The 15,060-nt window shown below is 44.2% G+C and carries 9 protein-coding genes, 15 tRNA genes, 3 rRNA genes and 1 riboswitch; of the genes, 26 read left to right on the top strand and 1 reads right to left on the bottom strand.

The window, feature by feature from the left end; translation table 11 throughout:
- Positions 1 to 31: 31 nt before the first annotated feature.
- Positions 32 to 224, bottom strand: a riboswitch (cobalamin riboswitch).
- Between the two features lie 239 nt (positions 225 to 463).
- From ABOA58_RS23540 to perR, 5 genes are all read left to right on the top strand, one after another.
- Positions 464 to 883 carry a potassium channel family protein gene (locus ABOA58_RS23540; RefSeq protein WP_101225970.1) on the top strand — a complete coding sequence of 140 codons (420 nt, stop codon included), beginning with the start codon at positions 464 to 466 and terminating at the stop codon, positions 881 to 883.
- A gap of 62 nt (positions 884 to 945) precedes the next feature.
- Positions 946 to 1,416: a thioredoxin-dependent thiol peroxidase gene (bcp, locus tag ABOA58_RS23535; protein ID WP_350300249.1), complete on the top strand. Its 471-nt coding sequence runs from the start codon at positions 946 to 948 to the stop codon at positions 1,414 to 1,416.
- Between the two features lie 11 nt (positions 1,417 to 1,427).
- On the top strand, positions 1,428 to 2,537 hold the full coding sequence (locus ABOA58_RS23530) for an aminopeptidase (RefSeq protein ID WP_350300248.1): 1,110 nt from the start codon (positions 1,428 to 1,430) through the stop codon (positions 2,535 to 2,537).
- A 149-nt stretch (positions 2,538 to 2,686) separates the two neighbouring features.
- A complete protein-coding gene (locus ABOA58_RS23525) occupies positions 2,687 to 3,631 on the top strand; it encodes a D-2-hydroxyacid dehydrogenase (protein ID WP_350300247.1) in 945 nt (314 codons plus the stop codon).
- Positions 3,632 to 3,787: 156 nt separating this feature from the next.
- Positions 3,788 to 4,231, top strand: coding sequence for a peroxide-responsive transcriptional repressor PerR (perR, locus tag ABOA58_RS23520; RefSeq protein ID WP_413019659.1), 444 nt, complete (start codon positions 3,788 to 3,790; stop codon positions 4,229 to 4,231).
- Positions 4,232 to 4,325: 94 nt separating this feature from the next.
- Here the strand turns inward: perR and ABOA58_RS23515 are convergent, their stop codons facing one another.
- The gene (locus tag ABOA58_RS23515) at positions 4,326 to 4,679 is read right to left on the bottom strand and encodes a YgzB family protein (RefSeq protein WP_034305326.1); all 354 of its coding nucleotides are present in this window, start codon (positions 4,677 to 4,679) and stop codon (positions 4,326 to 4,328) included.
- Positions 4,680 to 4,854: 175 nt separating this feature from the next.
- On the opposite strand from ABOA58_RS23515, the gene ABOA58_RS23510 reads away from it, so the two are divergent.
- The 21 genes from ABOA58_RS23510 to ABOA58_RS23410 all read left to right on the top strand — a co-directional run bounded on the left by ABOA58_RS23510 (position 4,855) and on the right by ABOA58_RS23410 (position 14,781).
- Positions 4,855 to 5,730 (top strand): nucleotidyltransferase-like protein, encoded by an 876-nt coding sequence (locus tag ABOA58_RS23510; protein WP_350302958.1) that lies wholly within the window; start codon positions 4,855 to 4,857, stop codon positions 5,728 to 5,730.
- 269 nt (positions 5,731 to 5,999) lie between these two features.
- Positions 6,000 to 7,550, top strand: a 16S ribosomal RNA gene (locus ABOA58_RS23505).
- Positions 7,551 to 7,726: 176 nt separating this feature from the next.
- Positions 7,727 to 10,659: ribosomal RNA gene (locus ABOA58_RS23500) — 23S ribosomal RNA — on the top strand.
- Between the two features lie 118 nt (positions 10,660 to 10,777).
- Positions 10,778 to 10,893, top strand: a 5S ribosomal RNA gene (rrf, locus tag ABOA58_RS23495).
- Together the 16S, 23S and 5S rRNA genes with 15 tRNA genes alongside form the textbook arrangement of a ribosomal RNA operon.
- 9 nt (positions 10,894 to 10,902) lie before the next feature.
- Positions 10,903 to 10,977, top strand: a tRNA-Asn gene (locus ABOA58_RS23490).
- A gap of 5 nt (positions 10,978 to 10,982) precedes the next feature.
- Positions 10,983 to 11,074 (top strand) — tRNA-Ser (locus ABOA58_RS23485).
- A gap of 9 nt (positions 11,075 to 11,083) precedes the next feature.
- Positions 11,084 to 11,158 (top strand) — tRNA-Glu (locus ABOA58_RS23480).
- A gap of 15 nt (positions 11,159 to 11,173) precedes the next feature.
- Positions 11,174 to 11,249: transfer RNA gene (locus ABOA58_RS23475), tRNA-Val, on the top strand.
- Between the two features lie 104 nt (positions 11,250 to 11,353).
- Positions 11,354 to 11,427: transfer RNA gene (locus ABOA58_RS23470), tRNA-Met, on the top strand.
- A gap of 5 nt (positions 11,428 to 11,432) precedes the next feature.
- Positions 11,433 to 11,508, top strand: a tRNA-Asp gene (locus ABOA58_RS23465).
- A gap of 12 nt (positions 11,509 to 11,520) precedes the next feature.
- A tRNA-Phe gene (locus tag ABOA58_RS23460) sits at positions 11,521 to 11,596 on the top strand.
- A 7-nt stretch (positions 11,597 to 11,603) separates the two neighbouring features.
- Positions 11,604 to 11,679 (top strand) — tRNA-Thr (locus ABOA58_RS23455).
- A gap of 16 nt (positions 11,680 to 11,695) precedes the next feature.
- Positions 11,696 to 11,779: transfer RNA gene (locus tag ABOA58_RS23450), tRNA-Tyr, on the top strand.
- 10 nt (positions 11,780 to 11,789) lie between these two features.
- Positions 11,790 to 11,863, top strand: a tRNA-Trp gene (locus ABOA58_RS23445).
- 17 nt (positions 11,864 to 11,880) lie between these two features.
- Positions 11,881 to 11,956: transfer RNA gene (locus ABOA58_RS23440), tRNA-His, on the top strand.
- 35 nt (positions 11,957 to 11,991) lie between these two features.
- A tRNA-Gln gene (locus ABOA58_RS23435) sits at positions 11,992 to 12,066 on the top strand.
- A gap of 3 nt (positions 12,067 to 12,069) precedes the next feature.
- Positions 12,070 to 12,144: transfer RNA gene (locus ABOA58_RS23430), tRNA-Gly, on the top strand.
- Positions 12,145 to 12,152: 8 nt separating this feature from the next.
- A tRNA-Cys gene (locus ABOA58_RS23425) sits at positions 12,153 to 12,226 on the top strand.
- An 8-nt stretch (positions 12,227 to 12,234) separates the two neighbouring features.
- Positions 12,235 to 12,315 (top strand) — tRNA-Leu (locus tag ABOA58_RS23420).
- A gap of 163 nt (positions 12,316 to 12,478) precedes the next feature.
- The gene (locus ABOA58_RS23415) at positions 12,479 to 13,432 is read left to right on the top strand and encodes a tyrosine-type recombinase/integrase (protein WP_350300245.1); all 954 of its coding nucleotides are present in this window, start codon (positions 12,479 to 12,481) and stop codon (positions 13,430 to 13,432) included.
- Positions 13,433 to 14,280: 848 nt separating this feature from the next.
- The gene (locus ABOA58_RS23410; protein WP_350300244.1) at positions 14,281 to 14,781 is read left to right on the top strand and encodes a GIY-YIG nuclease family protein; all 501 of its coding nucleotides are present in this window, start codon (positions 14,281 to 14,283) and stop codon (positions 14,779 to 14,781) included.
- Positions 14,782 to 15,060 lie beyond the last annotated feature (279 nt).

Genomic DNA, 15,060 nt, shown 5'->3' with positions numbered 1-15,060 from the left:
CCTAACACCTCCCTATCTCCCGTAGGTTAAAACAGTGTTGTCGAAATAGGCAGGTCTCCTGACTTAGGGATTAACATTAGCGACGGGCCTTCCCGATCTGTTGATCAGTGGCATATTGGATGGCGCTAACACTCCCATTACAGTGGCGGGACCGTGCCGGAATTACACCGGACTTCCCTTTTAATCCTAATTTAAAATTAGGAACCTATTTCCACATATGAAATTTGACAAAACCTGCCTTGATAACTGTTTGCAGGCTAAAAATTTATAAAATAAAAACTATTATAAAAATTTAGACAATCTTAACATATCCGACCAAAAGGGTCAACATGAAAAAAAGATTCAGGAAAAGTATGCGGCTATTAGGTGTGTAGGTGATAAGGGTCTGTTCCTAAAAAAGAATATATTGTTTGGACAGGGAGTATGTATAGAGGAAGTGGCGTTTTGAAATGGGGCGTGGGGGATGACTTTCTACATCTTGATTGCAGGAATCATTTTTTGCATGGTGATGAGCATTCGTACGTTATTTCTTGTTGAGTCGGGAGGAAAGAAGTTTTCTCTGGAGGATATGCTGTGGCTAGGCAATTTATATGCGACGATATTAGTTGGATTTGCACTGATTTATTTATTATACGAACTTCAGAATCATTCGGTGATTCTTGATATGGGCAATCGATTGGATGGCACTTTCTATGAACAGTTGAAGACTTCTTTTTATTTTAGTGCGATGACGATGTTTTCTGTAGGGTATGGAGATATAGCCCCGATTGGCATGGGGAGGATGATAGCTACGATTCAGGCTTTCATCGGTTATACACTGCCGGCAGCGTTCGTGATCCGGACGGTGATTGATTTGGAGCACAAAGATAGGAAGGATAAATGAAAGTTGTGTTTCTTTCGATTATTGGGTACTCTTACCATAATGAAAGAAATGGAGGGTTCAATATGACAGTTAAAATTGGAGAAAAAGCACCTGATTTCAAGCTCCCTGCAAACAATGGTGAAATGGTGTCCCTATCGGATTTTAAGGGGAAATATATTGTTTTATATTTTTATCCAAAAGACATGACGCCAGGCTGCACGACGGAGGCCTGTGATTTCCGGGACCATAATGAGCAATTTGAGGAAATGAACGCTGTCATCATTGGAATCAGCCCAGACCCAGCTGCACGTCATGAAAAATTCATCGAAAAACATGGATTGCCTTTTCTGCTGCTGGCTGATGAAAATCATGAAGCGGCTGAATCATTTGATGTGTGGCAATTGAAAAAGAACTTCGGCAAGGAGTATATGGGCATTGAACGTTCAACTTTCCTGATTGATAAGTCTGGTAAGGTAGTCAAAGAATGGCGTAAAGTAAAAGTCAAAGGCCACGTCGAAGAAGCTCTTGAAACTCTTCGTGACCTCGAAAAATAAGGGACAGGCAGATGAAGGATGAGCGAATAACGAAGCTTGCAGCCAGGCTGATTCATCATTCGATACAATTACAGCCAAAAGAGAGAATCCTCATACGGGGCCATATCAACACGAAACCATTATTGAAAGAGCTGATTGATGAAATTTATAGAGTGGGTGCTTACCCATATGTAGAACTCGAAGACGATGAAATAAGCCGCCACCTGTTACAAGGGAATGTAAAGGAACAACTTGACACCTCTTCGCAATGGGCCTTGAAGAAATATAAGGATATCGATGCGGTCATCATCATCACCGGGGAGGAAAACGATGTGGGAATGACCGATGTTCCCATCGAGAGGCACCGTCTTCAAGGGGAGGCTATGAATTCCCCCACTCTTTTCTATGTAAACAACCGACGTTGGGTCTTGCTTAATTATCCCACCAACGCATTAGCGCAAAAAGCCGGCATGACCTTCGACAGGTACGAAGATTTTCTTTTGAATGTATGCAACATGGATTACGGGAAAATGGAGACGGCCTTGAAACCGTTAAAACAATTGATGGAACGAACTGACAATGTCAGGATCGTCTCGCCAGGAACGGATTTGACCTTCTCCATCAAAGGTATGCCGGCCGTCATATGTGCCGGAAAAAAGAATTTACCGGATGGGGAAGTGTTTACGGCACCCATAAAAGATAGTCTCAATGGAAGGATATCCTTCAACACACCAACAACCTATGAAGGATTCACCTTTAGTGACATAGAATTAAACTTGGAAAAGGGAAAAATCATTAAAGCTACTTCCGATCGTGACTCTGAAATGAACCGAATTCTGAATATTGATGAAGGGTCCCGATTTATCGGGGAGTTTGCAATTGGAATCAATCCATACATATTGGAACCTATGGATGATATCCTGTTCGATGAGAAAATAAGCGGGAGTCTGCACTTGGCTCTTGGACTTGCCTATCAAGAAGCGGATAATGGAAACCGATCATCGATTCATTGGGATATGGTTTTGATTCAGCGGCCCGAATATGGGGGTGGTGACATCTTCTTTGACGACGTCCTGATCAGAAGGGATGGCGTTTTCATTTTGCCTGAATTAGATGCATTAAACCCAAATTCCTTAAAATAAAGCCTTTTTTAATAAGGCTAAGGCTTTTGTCCAACTCAAAAAGGGGACACCTGAATATGCTTTATTAAGGGAATACCTCCTCAGAGAAAGTTGCGCGGGACACATAGAGCCCGTGTTTTTTTTATGTTAATTAAAAGGGAGAGATAAACATGTTAATACTTTCAACTGTCATTCCGAATGAAGGCATCCAAAAGAAGATGACGGAAGCTTTTCCTGACTTGGGCTTCATTTATCAAAAAGGATGGACGGGTGGGCCGCTTCGTGAAGCGGAAATCTTAATTACATATGGTGAAGACTTAACTGAAGAAATCATTGAAAAAGCTGCGAACTTGAAATGGATCATGGTCATGAGTGCAGGGATGGAATTAATGCCTTTTAAAGCCATAGAGGAACGGGGAATTCTGGTGACCAACGCAAGAGGCATTCATAAAATCCCGATGGCAGAGTATACGATAGGGATGCTTTTGCAATATGAAAAGAAATTGAAACTGCTTATGAAGAATGAAAAGGAAGAATTGTGGGATAGAAAGATTGAAGTAGGGGAATTGAATGGCAAGACGATGCTCGTTATTGGTGTGGGTGCAATTGGAGGGGAAGTGGCTCGTCTTGGGAAAGCCTTTGGGATGACGATGATAGGAGTGAATCGGAGCGGGAAACCAGTGGAATCCATCGATCACCTTTATGCCCTGGATAATTTATTGGAAGCCATACCGGGAGCCGATTATATCGTATCCGTCCTGCCAAGTACGGATGAAACGAAGGGCCTTCTGCAAAAAGAACACTTTGAAGCAATGAAAGAAACTGCAGTATTCGTGAATATTGGCCGCGGCGACCTGATTAATGATGAAATGTTGATCGAAGCGCTGGATGCCGGGGAATTATCTCATGCCATCTTGGATGTATTTGATCCGGAACCTTTAGGAAAAGGGCATCCGTTTTGGAGGATGGAGAATGTTACAGTCACTCCGCATCTTTCAAGTAAAAGCGGAGAATATTTACCAAGAACCTTTGCCATATTCGAAAAAAATATGCGTGAATACCTGAAAGCTGGAAAAGACTTCACCAACGTAATCGACTTATCCAGGGGATACTAAACTCAATGCAAAAATGGGAAAGATTCAATGTGTTCATGAATAAACTAAAAAAGAATGGTTAAGCCATTGAATTATTGACAAATTCAACGCATAAAAGGTACACTATTTATAAACATTATAATTTAAGAATGCATACTTAATGAGAAAAAGAGGTGGATGACGGTGTCTGAAGTTCAGTTAAAAGAAGCGTTGGATTCCTTAAAAGATACCGGTGTAAGAATAACTCCTCAACGCCATGCGATACTTGAGTATTTGATAAGCTCCATGTCCCACCCTACCGCTGATGATATATATAAAGCGCTGGAAGGCAAGTTTCCGAATATGAGTGTGGCAACGGTTTATAACAACCTGCGTGTGTTCCGTGAGGTAGGTTTGGTAAAAGAACTTACGTATGGTGATTCTTCAGCAAGGTTTGATTTTGTGACGACGAATCATTATCATGTAATTTGCCAAACTTGCGGGAAAATTGTGGATTTCGATTATCCTGCATTGGATGAAGTCGAGCATTTCGCAGCACAAGTCACCGGTTTCAATGTTAGTCACCATCGGATGGAAATCTACGGCGACTGTACGGAATGTGCGAAAAAAGAATCGCATTAAAAAAAGTTCCTCCACTTGGTTGGAACTTTTTTTCGTGTTATGAAGAAATGATACAATTGTTAAAGACTTCTGGAATTCAGCTAGCCGAATTCCTTTAGTCATGCAGGCTTTTCCGGTTATATTTTTCGTTGAATTCTTCGCCTTCCAACTTTTTGTCAAGTGTCAATGGTTCTTCACAATGCATGCAAATATCTACACGCCCTAGTATTTTTGTAGGTTTGCTGCAGTTAGGACAGACAACCTGGATCGATTTTGTGGAAAGCATTCCAATCCAAAAATAAACCCCTGTACTTGCGATTATGAATAAAAGGCCCAGCCCCATGAAAATCGTCATGACAACAGGATGCGTTTTGAAGAAAAGCCCAAGGTACATTACGATGAAGCCGATGAAAATCAAACTCAAAGCAAAAGTGCGTATTTTATTGATTTTGCTAGAATATTTAGCCATGGATTGTCCCTCCTAAAATATAACTTTAACTATAACATAAACAATGGATGGAACAAAAAAGAAATAAAGGATACATATTACTTTTGAATTGAGATGGTTTGGGGTAAGGGACATAAGCAGGAATTTGAAGAGTTTTGTCGAAAATCTAAAAAAAAAGGTTTTGGAGGAATTTATGATGGAAGATATCCTTCGCCCGATTTATCAAGAGCGAGCAAGTTTAAAATCTACACTTGGAATCTTGTTAGTAGAAAAAAGGGATGATAATAGCCCGATTACCGATACATTTGACTACATCCTTTTTGTGATTGCAGACGAAGCCGAAGAGGCCGTGTTTTTAAAACATTACACTTACCGGGATAAAAAGGCAGCCTTACATATCGTAAAGGAAGACCAGTTAAAAGAATGGCTTCTATTAGGTACGAACCGCAAAGTGGTTGACTGGATATATAACGGGAAGGTTCTTTTTGACCGGAATGAATATTTGAACCGTTTGAAAACAGAAATCCGGGAGTTCCCCTTCTATGGAAGGAAGTTAAAGATGGGGATGGAGTTTGCGAAGTTAATTCGCAGGTACATGGATGGGAAAAGCTTCTTTGAAAAAGGCCATTATCTGGAGGCATACAACCATATCGTTCATTCCCTGCATCACTTGGCCCGTTTGGAAATAATAGAACAAGGCTTTTATCCGGAGGTTACGGTCTGGAACCAAGTGAAGCATATGGAACCAGAGATCTATAAGTTGTATAAAGAATTGATCAGCAGTGAGGAAACTCTCGAAAAAAGATTGGAGCTTCTTTTCCTTGCGAGCGAATTTCTTATTTATTCGAGGACGAATGCAGGTTCACAGCATTTGGTCGAAATAATGGGGACGAAAGAAGATCCGTGGACGATTGCGGAGCTTATGGAGCATCCGGAAGTTAAGTTTTATTCAGTCGACCTAGGTGTTTTATTGGAATATTTGATAGAGAAGAAGGTAATCGACGTCATCAAAGCGGAGACAAAAGGTCACGAGGTATATCACCGGTTTTATCGGGTGTCAAAAAACTTTTAAAAAAATGTATTTTTATTGTTGACCAATAGTAATATAGGTGTTATATTAATACATGTCGCTGCGGGACATCAGCTTTCGCAGCTTCATCAAAACAAAAAAACTTAAAAAACATGTTGACAACAATGTTGAAAACGTGATAAGATGTAAAAGTCGCTTACGAAGTAAACGGCAACGAAATTGCTCTTTGAAAACTGAACAAAACAAAGCGCCAACGTTAAATTTTAAGTGAGCACACACTATCAAAAAAGCAAATGAGCAAGTCAAACATTTCTTCGGAGAGTTTGATCCTGGCTCAGGACGAACGCTGGCGGCGTGCCTAATACATGCAAGTCGAGCGAATCGATGGGAGCTTGCTCCCTGAGATTAGCGGCGGACGGGTGAGTAACACGTGGGCAACCTGCCTATAAGACTGGGATAACTTCGGGAAACCGGAGCTAATACCGGATACGTTCTTTTCTCGCATGAGAGAAGATGGAAAGACGGTTTACGCTGTCACTTATAGATGGGCCCGCGGCGCATTAGCTAGTTGGTGAGGTAATGGCTCACCAAGGCGACGATGCGTAGCCGACCTGAGAGGGTGATCGGCCACACTGGGACTGAGACACGGCCCAGACTCCTACGGGAGGCAGCAGTAGGGAATCTTCCGCAATGGACGAAAGTCTGACGGAGCAACGCCGCGTGAACGAAGAAGGCCTTCGGGTCGTAAAGTTCTGTTGTTAGGGAAGAACAAGTACCAGAGTAACTGCTGGTACCTTGACGGTACCTAACCAGAAAGCCACGGCTAACTACGTGCCAGCAGCCGCGGTAATACGTAGGTGGCAAGCGTTGTCCGGAATTATTGGGCGTAAAGCGCGCGCAGGTGGTTCCTTAAGTCTGATGTGAAAGCCCACGGCTCAACCGTGGAGGGTCATTGGAAACTGGGGAACTTGAGTGCAGAAGAGGAAAGTGGAATTCCAAGTGTAGCGGTGAAATGCGTAGAGATTTGGAGGAACACCAGTGGCGAAGGCGACTTTCTGGTCTGTAACTGACACTGAGGCGCGAAAGCGTGGGGAGCAAACAGGATTAGATACCCTGGTAGTCCACGCCGTAAACGATGAGTGCTAAGTGTTAGAGGGTTTCCGCCCTTTAGTGCTGCAGCTAACGCATTAAGCACTCCGCCTGGGGAGTACGGCCGCAAGGCTGAAACTCAAAGGAATTGACGGGGGCCCGCACAAGCGGTGGAGCATGTGGTTTAATTCGAAGCAACGCGAAGAACCTTACCAGGTCTTGACATCCTCTGACAACCCTAGAGATAGGGCTTTCCCCTTCGGGGGACAGAGTGACAGGTGGTGCATGGTTGTCGTCAGCTCGTGTCGTGAGATGTTGGGTTAAGTCCCGCAACGAGCGCAACCCTTGATCTTAGTTGCCAGCATTCAGTTGGGCACTCTAAGGTGACTGCCGGTGACAAACCGGAGGAAGGTGGGGATGACGTCAAATCATCATGCCCCTTATGACCTGGGCTACACACGTGCTACAATGGATGGTACAAAGGGCTGCAAACCTGCGAAGGTAAGCGAATCCCATAAAGCCATTCTCAGTTCGGATTGCAGGCTGCAACTCGCCTGCATGAAGCCGGAATCGCTAGTAATCGCGGATCAGCATGCCGCGGTGAATACGTTCCCGGGCCTTGTACACACCGCCCGTCACACCACGAGAGTTTGTAACACCCGAAGTCGGTGAGGTAACCTTCATGGAGCCAGCCGCCTAAGGTGGGACAGATGATTGGGGTGAAGTCGTAACAAGGTAGCCGTATCGGAAGGTGCGGCTGGATCACCTCCTTTCTAAGGATAATTACGAGAGCGCTTTTGTTTTGTTCAGTTTTGAATGAGTAATTCATTCAAATAGGAAAGACAAACATCACGATGTGATGGATTCTTTCTGCTTTGTTCCTTGAAAACTAGATAATAGATAGAAGGCAATTAATTTTTTTCAAAGCATCTGTAAGATCTTTTTTAACGGTTAAGTTAGAAAGGGCGCACGGTGGATGCCTTGGCACTAGGAGCCGATGAAGGACGGGACTAACACCGATATGCTTCGGGGAGCTGTAAGTAAGCTTTGATCCGGAGATTTCCGAATGGGGAAACCCACTGTTCGTAATGGAACAGTATCTTTACCTGAATACATAGGGTACTGAAGGCAGACCCGGGGAACTGAAACATCTAAGTACCCGGAGGAAGAGAAAGCAAACGCGATTTCCTGAGTAGCGGCGAGCGAAACGGAATTAGCCCAAACCAAGAGGCTTGCCTCTTGGGGTTGTAGGACACTCAACATGGAGTTACAAAGGAACGGGGTAAATGAAGCGATCTGGAAAGATCCGTCGAAGAAGGTAAAAACCCTGTAGTTGAAACTTCGTTCCCTCCTGAGTGGATCCTGAGTACGGCGGGACACGAGAAATCCCGTCGGAAGCAGGGAGGACCATCTCCCAAGGCTAAATACTCCCTAGTGACCGATAGTGAACCAGTACCGTGAGGGAAAGGTGAAAAGCACCCCGGAAGGGGAGTGAAATAGATCCTGAAACCGTGTGCCTACAAGTAGTCAAAGCCCGTTAATGGGTAATGGCGTGCCTTTTGTAGAATGAACCGGCGAGTTACGATTTCATGCGAGGTTAAGTTGATGAGACGGAGCCGCAGCGAAAGCGAGTCTGAATAGGGCGAATGAGTATGAGGTCGTAGACCCGAAACCAGGTGATCTACCCATGTCCAGGGTGAAGTTCAGGTAACACTGAATGGAGGCCCGAACCCACGCACGTTGAAAAGTGCGGGGATGAGGTGTGGGTAGCGGAGAAATTCCAATCGAACCTGGAGATAGCTGGTTCTCTCCGAAATAGCTTTAGGGCTAGCCTCAAGATGAGAGTATTGGAGGTAGAGCACTGATTGGACTAGGGGCCCCCAACGGGTTACCGAATTCAGTCAAACTCCGAATGCCAAATACTTATTCTTGGGAGTCAGACTGCGAGTGATAAGATCCGTAGTCGAAAGGGAAACAGCCCAGACCACCAGCTAAGGTCCCAAAGTATACGTTAAGTGGAAAAGGATGTGGAGTTGCTTAGACAACCAGGATGTTGGCTTAGAAGCAGCCACCATTTAAAGAGTGCGTAATAGCTCACTGGTCGAGTGACTCCGCGCCGAAAATGTACCGGGGCTAAACGTATCACCGAAGCTGTGGATTGACACCGTATGGTGTCGATGGTAGGAGAGCGTTCTAAGGGCGTTGAAGTCAGACCGGAAGGACTGGTGGAGCGCTTAGAAGTGAGAATGCCGGTATGAGTAGCGAAAGAAGGGTGAGAATCCCTTCCACCGAATGCCTAAGGTTTCCTGAGGAAGGCTCGTCCGCTCAGGGTTAGTCGGGACCTAAGCCGAGGCCGAAAGGCGTAGGCGATGGACAACAGGTTGATATTCCTGTACCACCTATACATCGTTTGAACGATGGGGGGACGCAGAAGGATAGGGTAAGCGCGCTGTTGGATATGCGCGTCCAAGCAGTTAGGCCGGAAACGAGGCAAATCCCGTTTCCATTAAGGCGGAGCTGTGATGGCGAGGGAAATATAGTACCGAAGTTCCTGATTCCACGCTGCCAAGAAAAGCCTCTAGTGAGATGTAAGGTGCCCGTACCGCAAACCGACACAGGTAGGCGAGGAGAGAATCCTAAGGTGTGCGAGAGAACTCTCGTTAAGGAACTCGGCAAAATGACCCCGTAACTTCGGGAGAAGGGGTGCTTTTTAGGGTGAATAGCCCAGAAAAGCCGCAGTGAATAGGCCCAGGCGACTGTTTAGCAAAAACACAGGTCTCTGCGAAGCCGCAAGGCGAAGTATAGGGGCTGACACCTGCCCGGTGCTGGAAGGTTAAGGGGAGAGGTTAGCGCAAGCGAAGCTTTGAACCGAAGCCCCAGTAAACGGCGGCCGTAACTATAACGGTCCTAAGGTAGCGAAATTCCTTGTCGGGTAAGTTCCGACCCGCACGAAAGGTGTAACGATCTGGGCACTGTCTCAACGAGAGACTCGGTGAAATTATAGTACCTGTGAAGATGCAGGTTACCCGCGACAGGACGGAAAGACCCCGTGGAGCTTTACTGCAGCCTGATATTGAATTTTGGTACAGCTTGTACAGGATAGGTAGGAGCCTGAGAAGCCGGAGCGCCAGCTTCGGTGGAGGCGTTGGTGGGATACTACCCTGGCTGTATTGAAATTCTAACCCGCGCCCCTTATCGGGGTGGGAGACAGTGTCAGGTGGGCAGTTTGACTGGGGCGGTCGCCTCCTAAAGAGTAACGGAGGCGCCCAAAGGTTCCCTCAGAATGGTTGGAAATCATTCGTAGAGTGTAAAGGCACAAGGGAGCTTGACTGCGAGACCTACAAGTCGAGCAGGGACGAAAGTCGGGCTTAGTGATCCGGTGGTTCCGCATGGAAGGGCCATCGCTCAACGGATAAAAGCTACCCCGGGGATAACAGGCTTATCTCCCCCAAGAGTCCACATCGACGGGGAGGTTTGGCACCTCGATGTCGGCTCATCGCATCCTGGGGCTGTAGTCGGTCCCAAGGGTTGGGCTGTTCGCCCATTAAAGCGGTACGCGAGCTGGGTTCAGAACGTCGTGAGACAGTTCGGTCCCTATCCGTCGCGGGCGCAGGAAATTTGAGAGGAGCTGTCCTTAGTACGAGAGGACCGGGATGGACGCACCGCTGGTGTACCAGTTGTCTTGCCAAAGGCATAGCTGGGTAGCTACGTGCGGACGGGATAAGTGCTGAAAGCATCTAAGCATGAAGCCCCCCTCAAGATGAGATTTCCCATGGCGCAAGCTAGTAAGATCCCTGAAAGATGATCAGGTTGATAGGTCAGAGGTGGAAGCATGGTGACATGTGGAGCTGACTGATACTAATAGATCGAGGACTTAACCAACGCTTTTTAAAAAATGAAATACCTTCTTATTATCTAGTTTTGAAGGAATGAAAATTTCTTCTTGCATTTTCTCAAAAAGACGTTATAATAATATATGTCTTGAAAAATGTTAACATTGTTTGGTGACGATAGCGAAGAGGTCACACCCGTTCCCATTCCGAACACGGCAGTTAAGCTCTTCAGCGCCGATGGTAGTTGGGGGTTTCCCCCTGTGAGAGTAGGACGTCGCCAAGCTTATATTGTTCCGCAGTAGCTCAGTGGTAGAGCATTCGGCTGTTAACCGAACGGTCGTAGGTTCGAGTCCTACCTGCGGAGCCATTATTGGAGAGCTGTCCGAGTGGCCGAAGGAGCACGATTGGAAATCGTGTAGACGGGTAACCCTGTCTCAAGGGTTCAAATCCCTTGCTCTCCGCCATTTATACCTGGCCCGTTGGTCAAGCGGTTAAGACACCGCCCTTTCACGGCGGTAACACGGGTTCGAATCCCGTACGGGTCACCATTTAGACAACATATTGGAGGATTAGCTCAGCTGGGAGAGCATCTGCCTTACAAGCAGAGGGTCGGCGGTTCGATCCCGTCATCCTCCACCATTTTTCAATAACATCAAGTTGTTTCTGCATAAAGGATTGATTATTTCAGCCCATTGAAACGCTCAACACGAAAACTTGATGCATAATAGCAACATTATTACCGTCGCGGGGTGGAGCAGTCCGGTAGCTCGTCGGGCTCATAACCCGAAGGTCGCAGGTTCAAATCCTGTCCCCGCAATCTATGGTCCCGTGGTGTAGCGGTTAACATGCCTGCCTGTCACGCAGGAGATCGCGGGTTCGATTCCCGTCGGGACCGCCATTTTTATTGTTTGGCTCAGTAGCTCAGTCGGTAGAGCAAAGGACTGAAAATCCTTGTGTCGGCGGTTCGATTCCGTCCTGAGCCACCATAGTAGTGCCGGTGTAGCTCAACTGGTAGAGCAACTGACTTGTAATCAGTAGGTTGGGGGTTCAAGTCCTCTTGCCGGCACCATGTTTCATCCATATGCGGAGGGGTAGCGAAGTGGCTAAACGCGGCGGACTGTAAATCCGCTCCTTCGGGTTCGGCAGTTCGAATCTGCCCCCCTCCACCATTTTTCTTACAGGGGTATAGTTTAAAGGTAGAACAGAGGTCTCCAAAACCTCCAGTGTGGGTTCGAGTCCTACTACCCCTGCCAATTTCAATCCTATAATGGCGATTGTGGCGAAGTGGTTAACGCACCTGATTGTGGTTCAGGCATTCGTGGGTTCGATTCCCATCAGTCGCCCCATTTTAAAAAACATGGTATAATGATTACAACGTTAATGGGCTATAGCCAAGCGGTAAGGCAACGGATTTTGATTCCGTCATGCGAAGGTTCGATCCCTTCTAGCCCAGCCATATGCGAAAGTAGTTCAGTGGTAGAATACAACCTTGCCAAGGTTGGGGTCGCGGGTTCGAATCCCGTCTTTCGCTCCAAAAACGTTGGCGGCATAGCCAAGCGGTAAGGCAGAGGTCTGCAAAACCTTTACCACCGGTTCGATTCCGGTTGCCGCCTCCAACAAACATGCCGGTGTGGCGGAATTGGCAGACGCGCACGACTCAAAATCGTGTTCCTCTGGAGTGCCGGTTCGACCCCGGCCACCGGTATCAATCTAAAGGGTTAAACCCTTATAAGTCAATGCTTTGAGACAATCTCAGCATTGGCTTTTTTTGTGTTTAATTGACTAAAGCAGAGTGCTAATCGTGTGGACAACATCTTCGATTATTAAATGCCTTTAAGAGTTTAAATATCTTAAAGGGAGTGTATGTAATGGCTAAGATTCGTGAATGGCAAAAAGGGAGTAATGAGAAAACTGTTAAAGAGTTATATGAGGACTTTCAGTTAGAAAACAGAGTGAAGAATCTTTCTGAAATGACTATTCGTTACTATGAACAGAATTTAATTCATTTCATTCGATACTTAGAGGACATAAAAATAATCCATGCAAGTGAAATTGAAAAAAAGACAGTTGATAAGTATATTTTGTTCCTTAAGAAAAAGAATTTAAAAGCAACGACTATCAACACTTACTTGAGAGCAGCTAGAGCCTTGCTTTATTTTGCAATGAGAGAAGATTATCTCAGACAGTTTGAGATTAGCCTTATAAAAGCCGAAAAGGAACAAAAAGAGCCATACTCAGATGAAGACATTAAGAAGTTAATTAAGAAGCCAAATATAAGAGAATGCGGCTTTGTAGAGCATAGGAATTGGGTGATGGTTAACTACCTACTAGAAACAGGTAATCGTCTAAATACAATTCTAAATGTAAAGGTAGAAGACATTGACTTGGAGAATGGTATGGTAGTCTTAAATACAACAAAGAATCGAAAAGCACAGTACAATCCGATAAGCGAGTATATCGTCAAAGTCTTAACTGAATATATTAGAACATACAAGTTTCAAAAAAGTGATTTTCTTTTTATTAATGAGTTAGGTGAACAAATGACAAGGAACTCCATGCAGCATACTATTGCTCGATACAATAAAAGTAGAGGAGTCGAGAAGACCTCTATTCATGCTTTTAGGCATACATTTGCAAAGCACTATATAACTAGCGGAGGGGATGCTTTTAAGCTTCAACGCTTGCTAGGTCATGCAACATTGGATGTTACTTTAAATTATGTAAACTTATATGCAAAGGATTTAAAAGAAGGATTTGAACAACATAGTATTATAGCAAATTATTCAAGTAACCCTAGAATGAATAGAGGAAGAAGAGGGTAAGTGTAAATTCTATTAACCGTGCAACGTCCTTCTAAGCCGTCGTTGGTCAGGGAGTTCAAATCTCTCCTGGGACACTAACAAAGCGGCTTTAAAGCCCGCTAGGAAAACCTTCAATATTGGTTAGTGAAATGGTCAGTATAACGGTCATGTAAGAAATTACATCGTATATCGACTTATATTACTAACGATATAGGAGGTTTTTTTGTATGACCAAAAGAAAAGGGTTATAGATGTTGAAGTGGATGTATGAGGGACTCTAGAGAGAATATCTGCATCCTATCCTACCGCTTCAAATGAGAAAATAGGAGGGGATATTTTCCATATTTTATAGCCTTCTCGTTCCGCGAAGTACAGTTAGCACCTCAATCCACGCCAACATGGTGTAAAAAATCCCGTTACGAGACAAATACCCATTGAGTTACTTTATTAATAGTTTTTGCGACAATAAGATTTTTCAAGGTAAACATTAACCTCTCCGAAATTCATCATTATATATAAACGGCGGATTGCATTGTAAAACACTATCGTCTATTCGAAGCAAATTGTCATTAGTAATAAATAAATGAATTTTTTTTGAAAAAGTTCTTGACACGGCATTTTGGATTTTGTGATAAGAAACCTCATATTTTTTATGATAGTTTTAGACGAATTTCGTGATTTAGTCCATTTGTATAATAGAAGTATATCTAAAATAGAAAGCGGGGTGCGGAGTTGCTGAAAATCGTAGTATCGGGCAATAATATATTGTCGAGAGTGAGGGCTTATACTAGCTTCAAGTATGAATGTTTAAGGTCGATAAGAATAGGGTGTTTACAGTTGAGTGGAATGAGTTAAAAAAGAGCAAAAAAATGCTAAATAAGGAAAGCGGTCTGTATTTCTATCATGTAAACGGAATTCTAATGTATGTTGGCAAAGCCATTGATTTTTGGAACAGATTCGGATATGGGTATCTTAAAGAAGATAGTAAAGTCCATAAGAATACTGATTTAATGGAACTAATTGCATCAAGTCCCGAAATGGTAGAAGTAATATTCGCTCCAATGGATAAGTCAGACTTGAAAGAACAAGAAACACTATGGATTCAAGAGTATATTCCCTTGTTCAATGAGCCAGACAATCCTAGATATAAAACACTAGCACTACAAAAAGTGATAGCTAGAACAGTGAATGAATCCGCTCGAAAATGGACTTATAGTGAGATGAGAAAACATATCTTCAACAAATACAAAGGAAAGATAAAATATGAACTAATTGATTTAGCACTTGCAGATGAAAAACGCAATCTAACAAGATATTGCAGTAAGAATCCAAAAACACAAATGCTCAAACCAAAAAGGAAAACAGCCTAAACTATTTGTCTTGAAATTGTAACCATTGTACAAATCATGCTCAATCCATTGCTGCTGTAGGATTAGAAGATATGTAGTGTATTGCTTCAACAGAAGGGTTTTGGGCAAGGTAGAATAGTAGTTCCAAGAAACCTAAAAACACAAACTCCTCTAAAAAAAGAGGGACTGTGCAAAGGGTTAAACACAGCCCCCCTAAAATGTGGGGGTCTGTGTTCAAAAACTCCCCTAAAAAAAAGGGGGAAACGATACTGTAAGAAGAGAGAAGAAAAAGAAGAGAGA

Source organism: Peribacillus frigoritolerans (genome assembly GCF_040250305.1).
GTDB lineage: Bacteria > Bacillota > Bacilli > Bacillales > DSM-1321 > Peribacillus.
The sequence above is the reverse complement of the archived record's forward strand: the minus strand, read 5'-3'. Positions and strand labels throughout refer to the sequence as shown.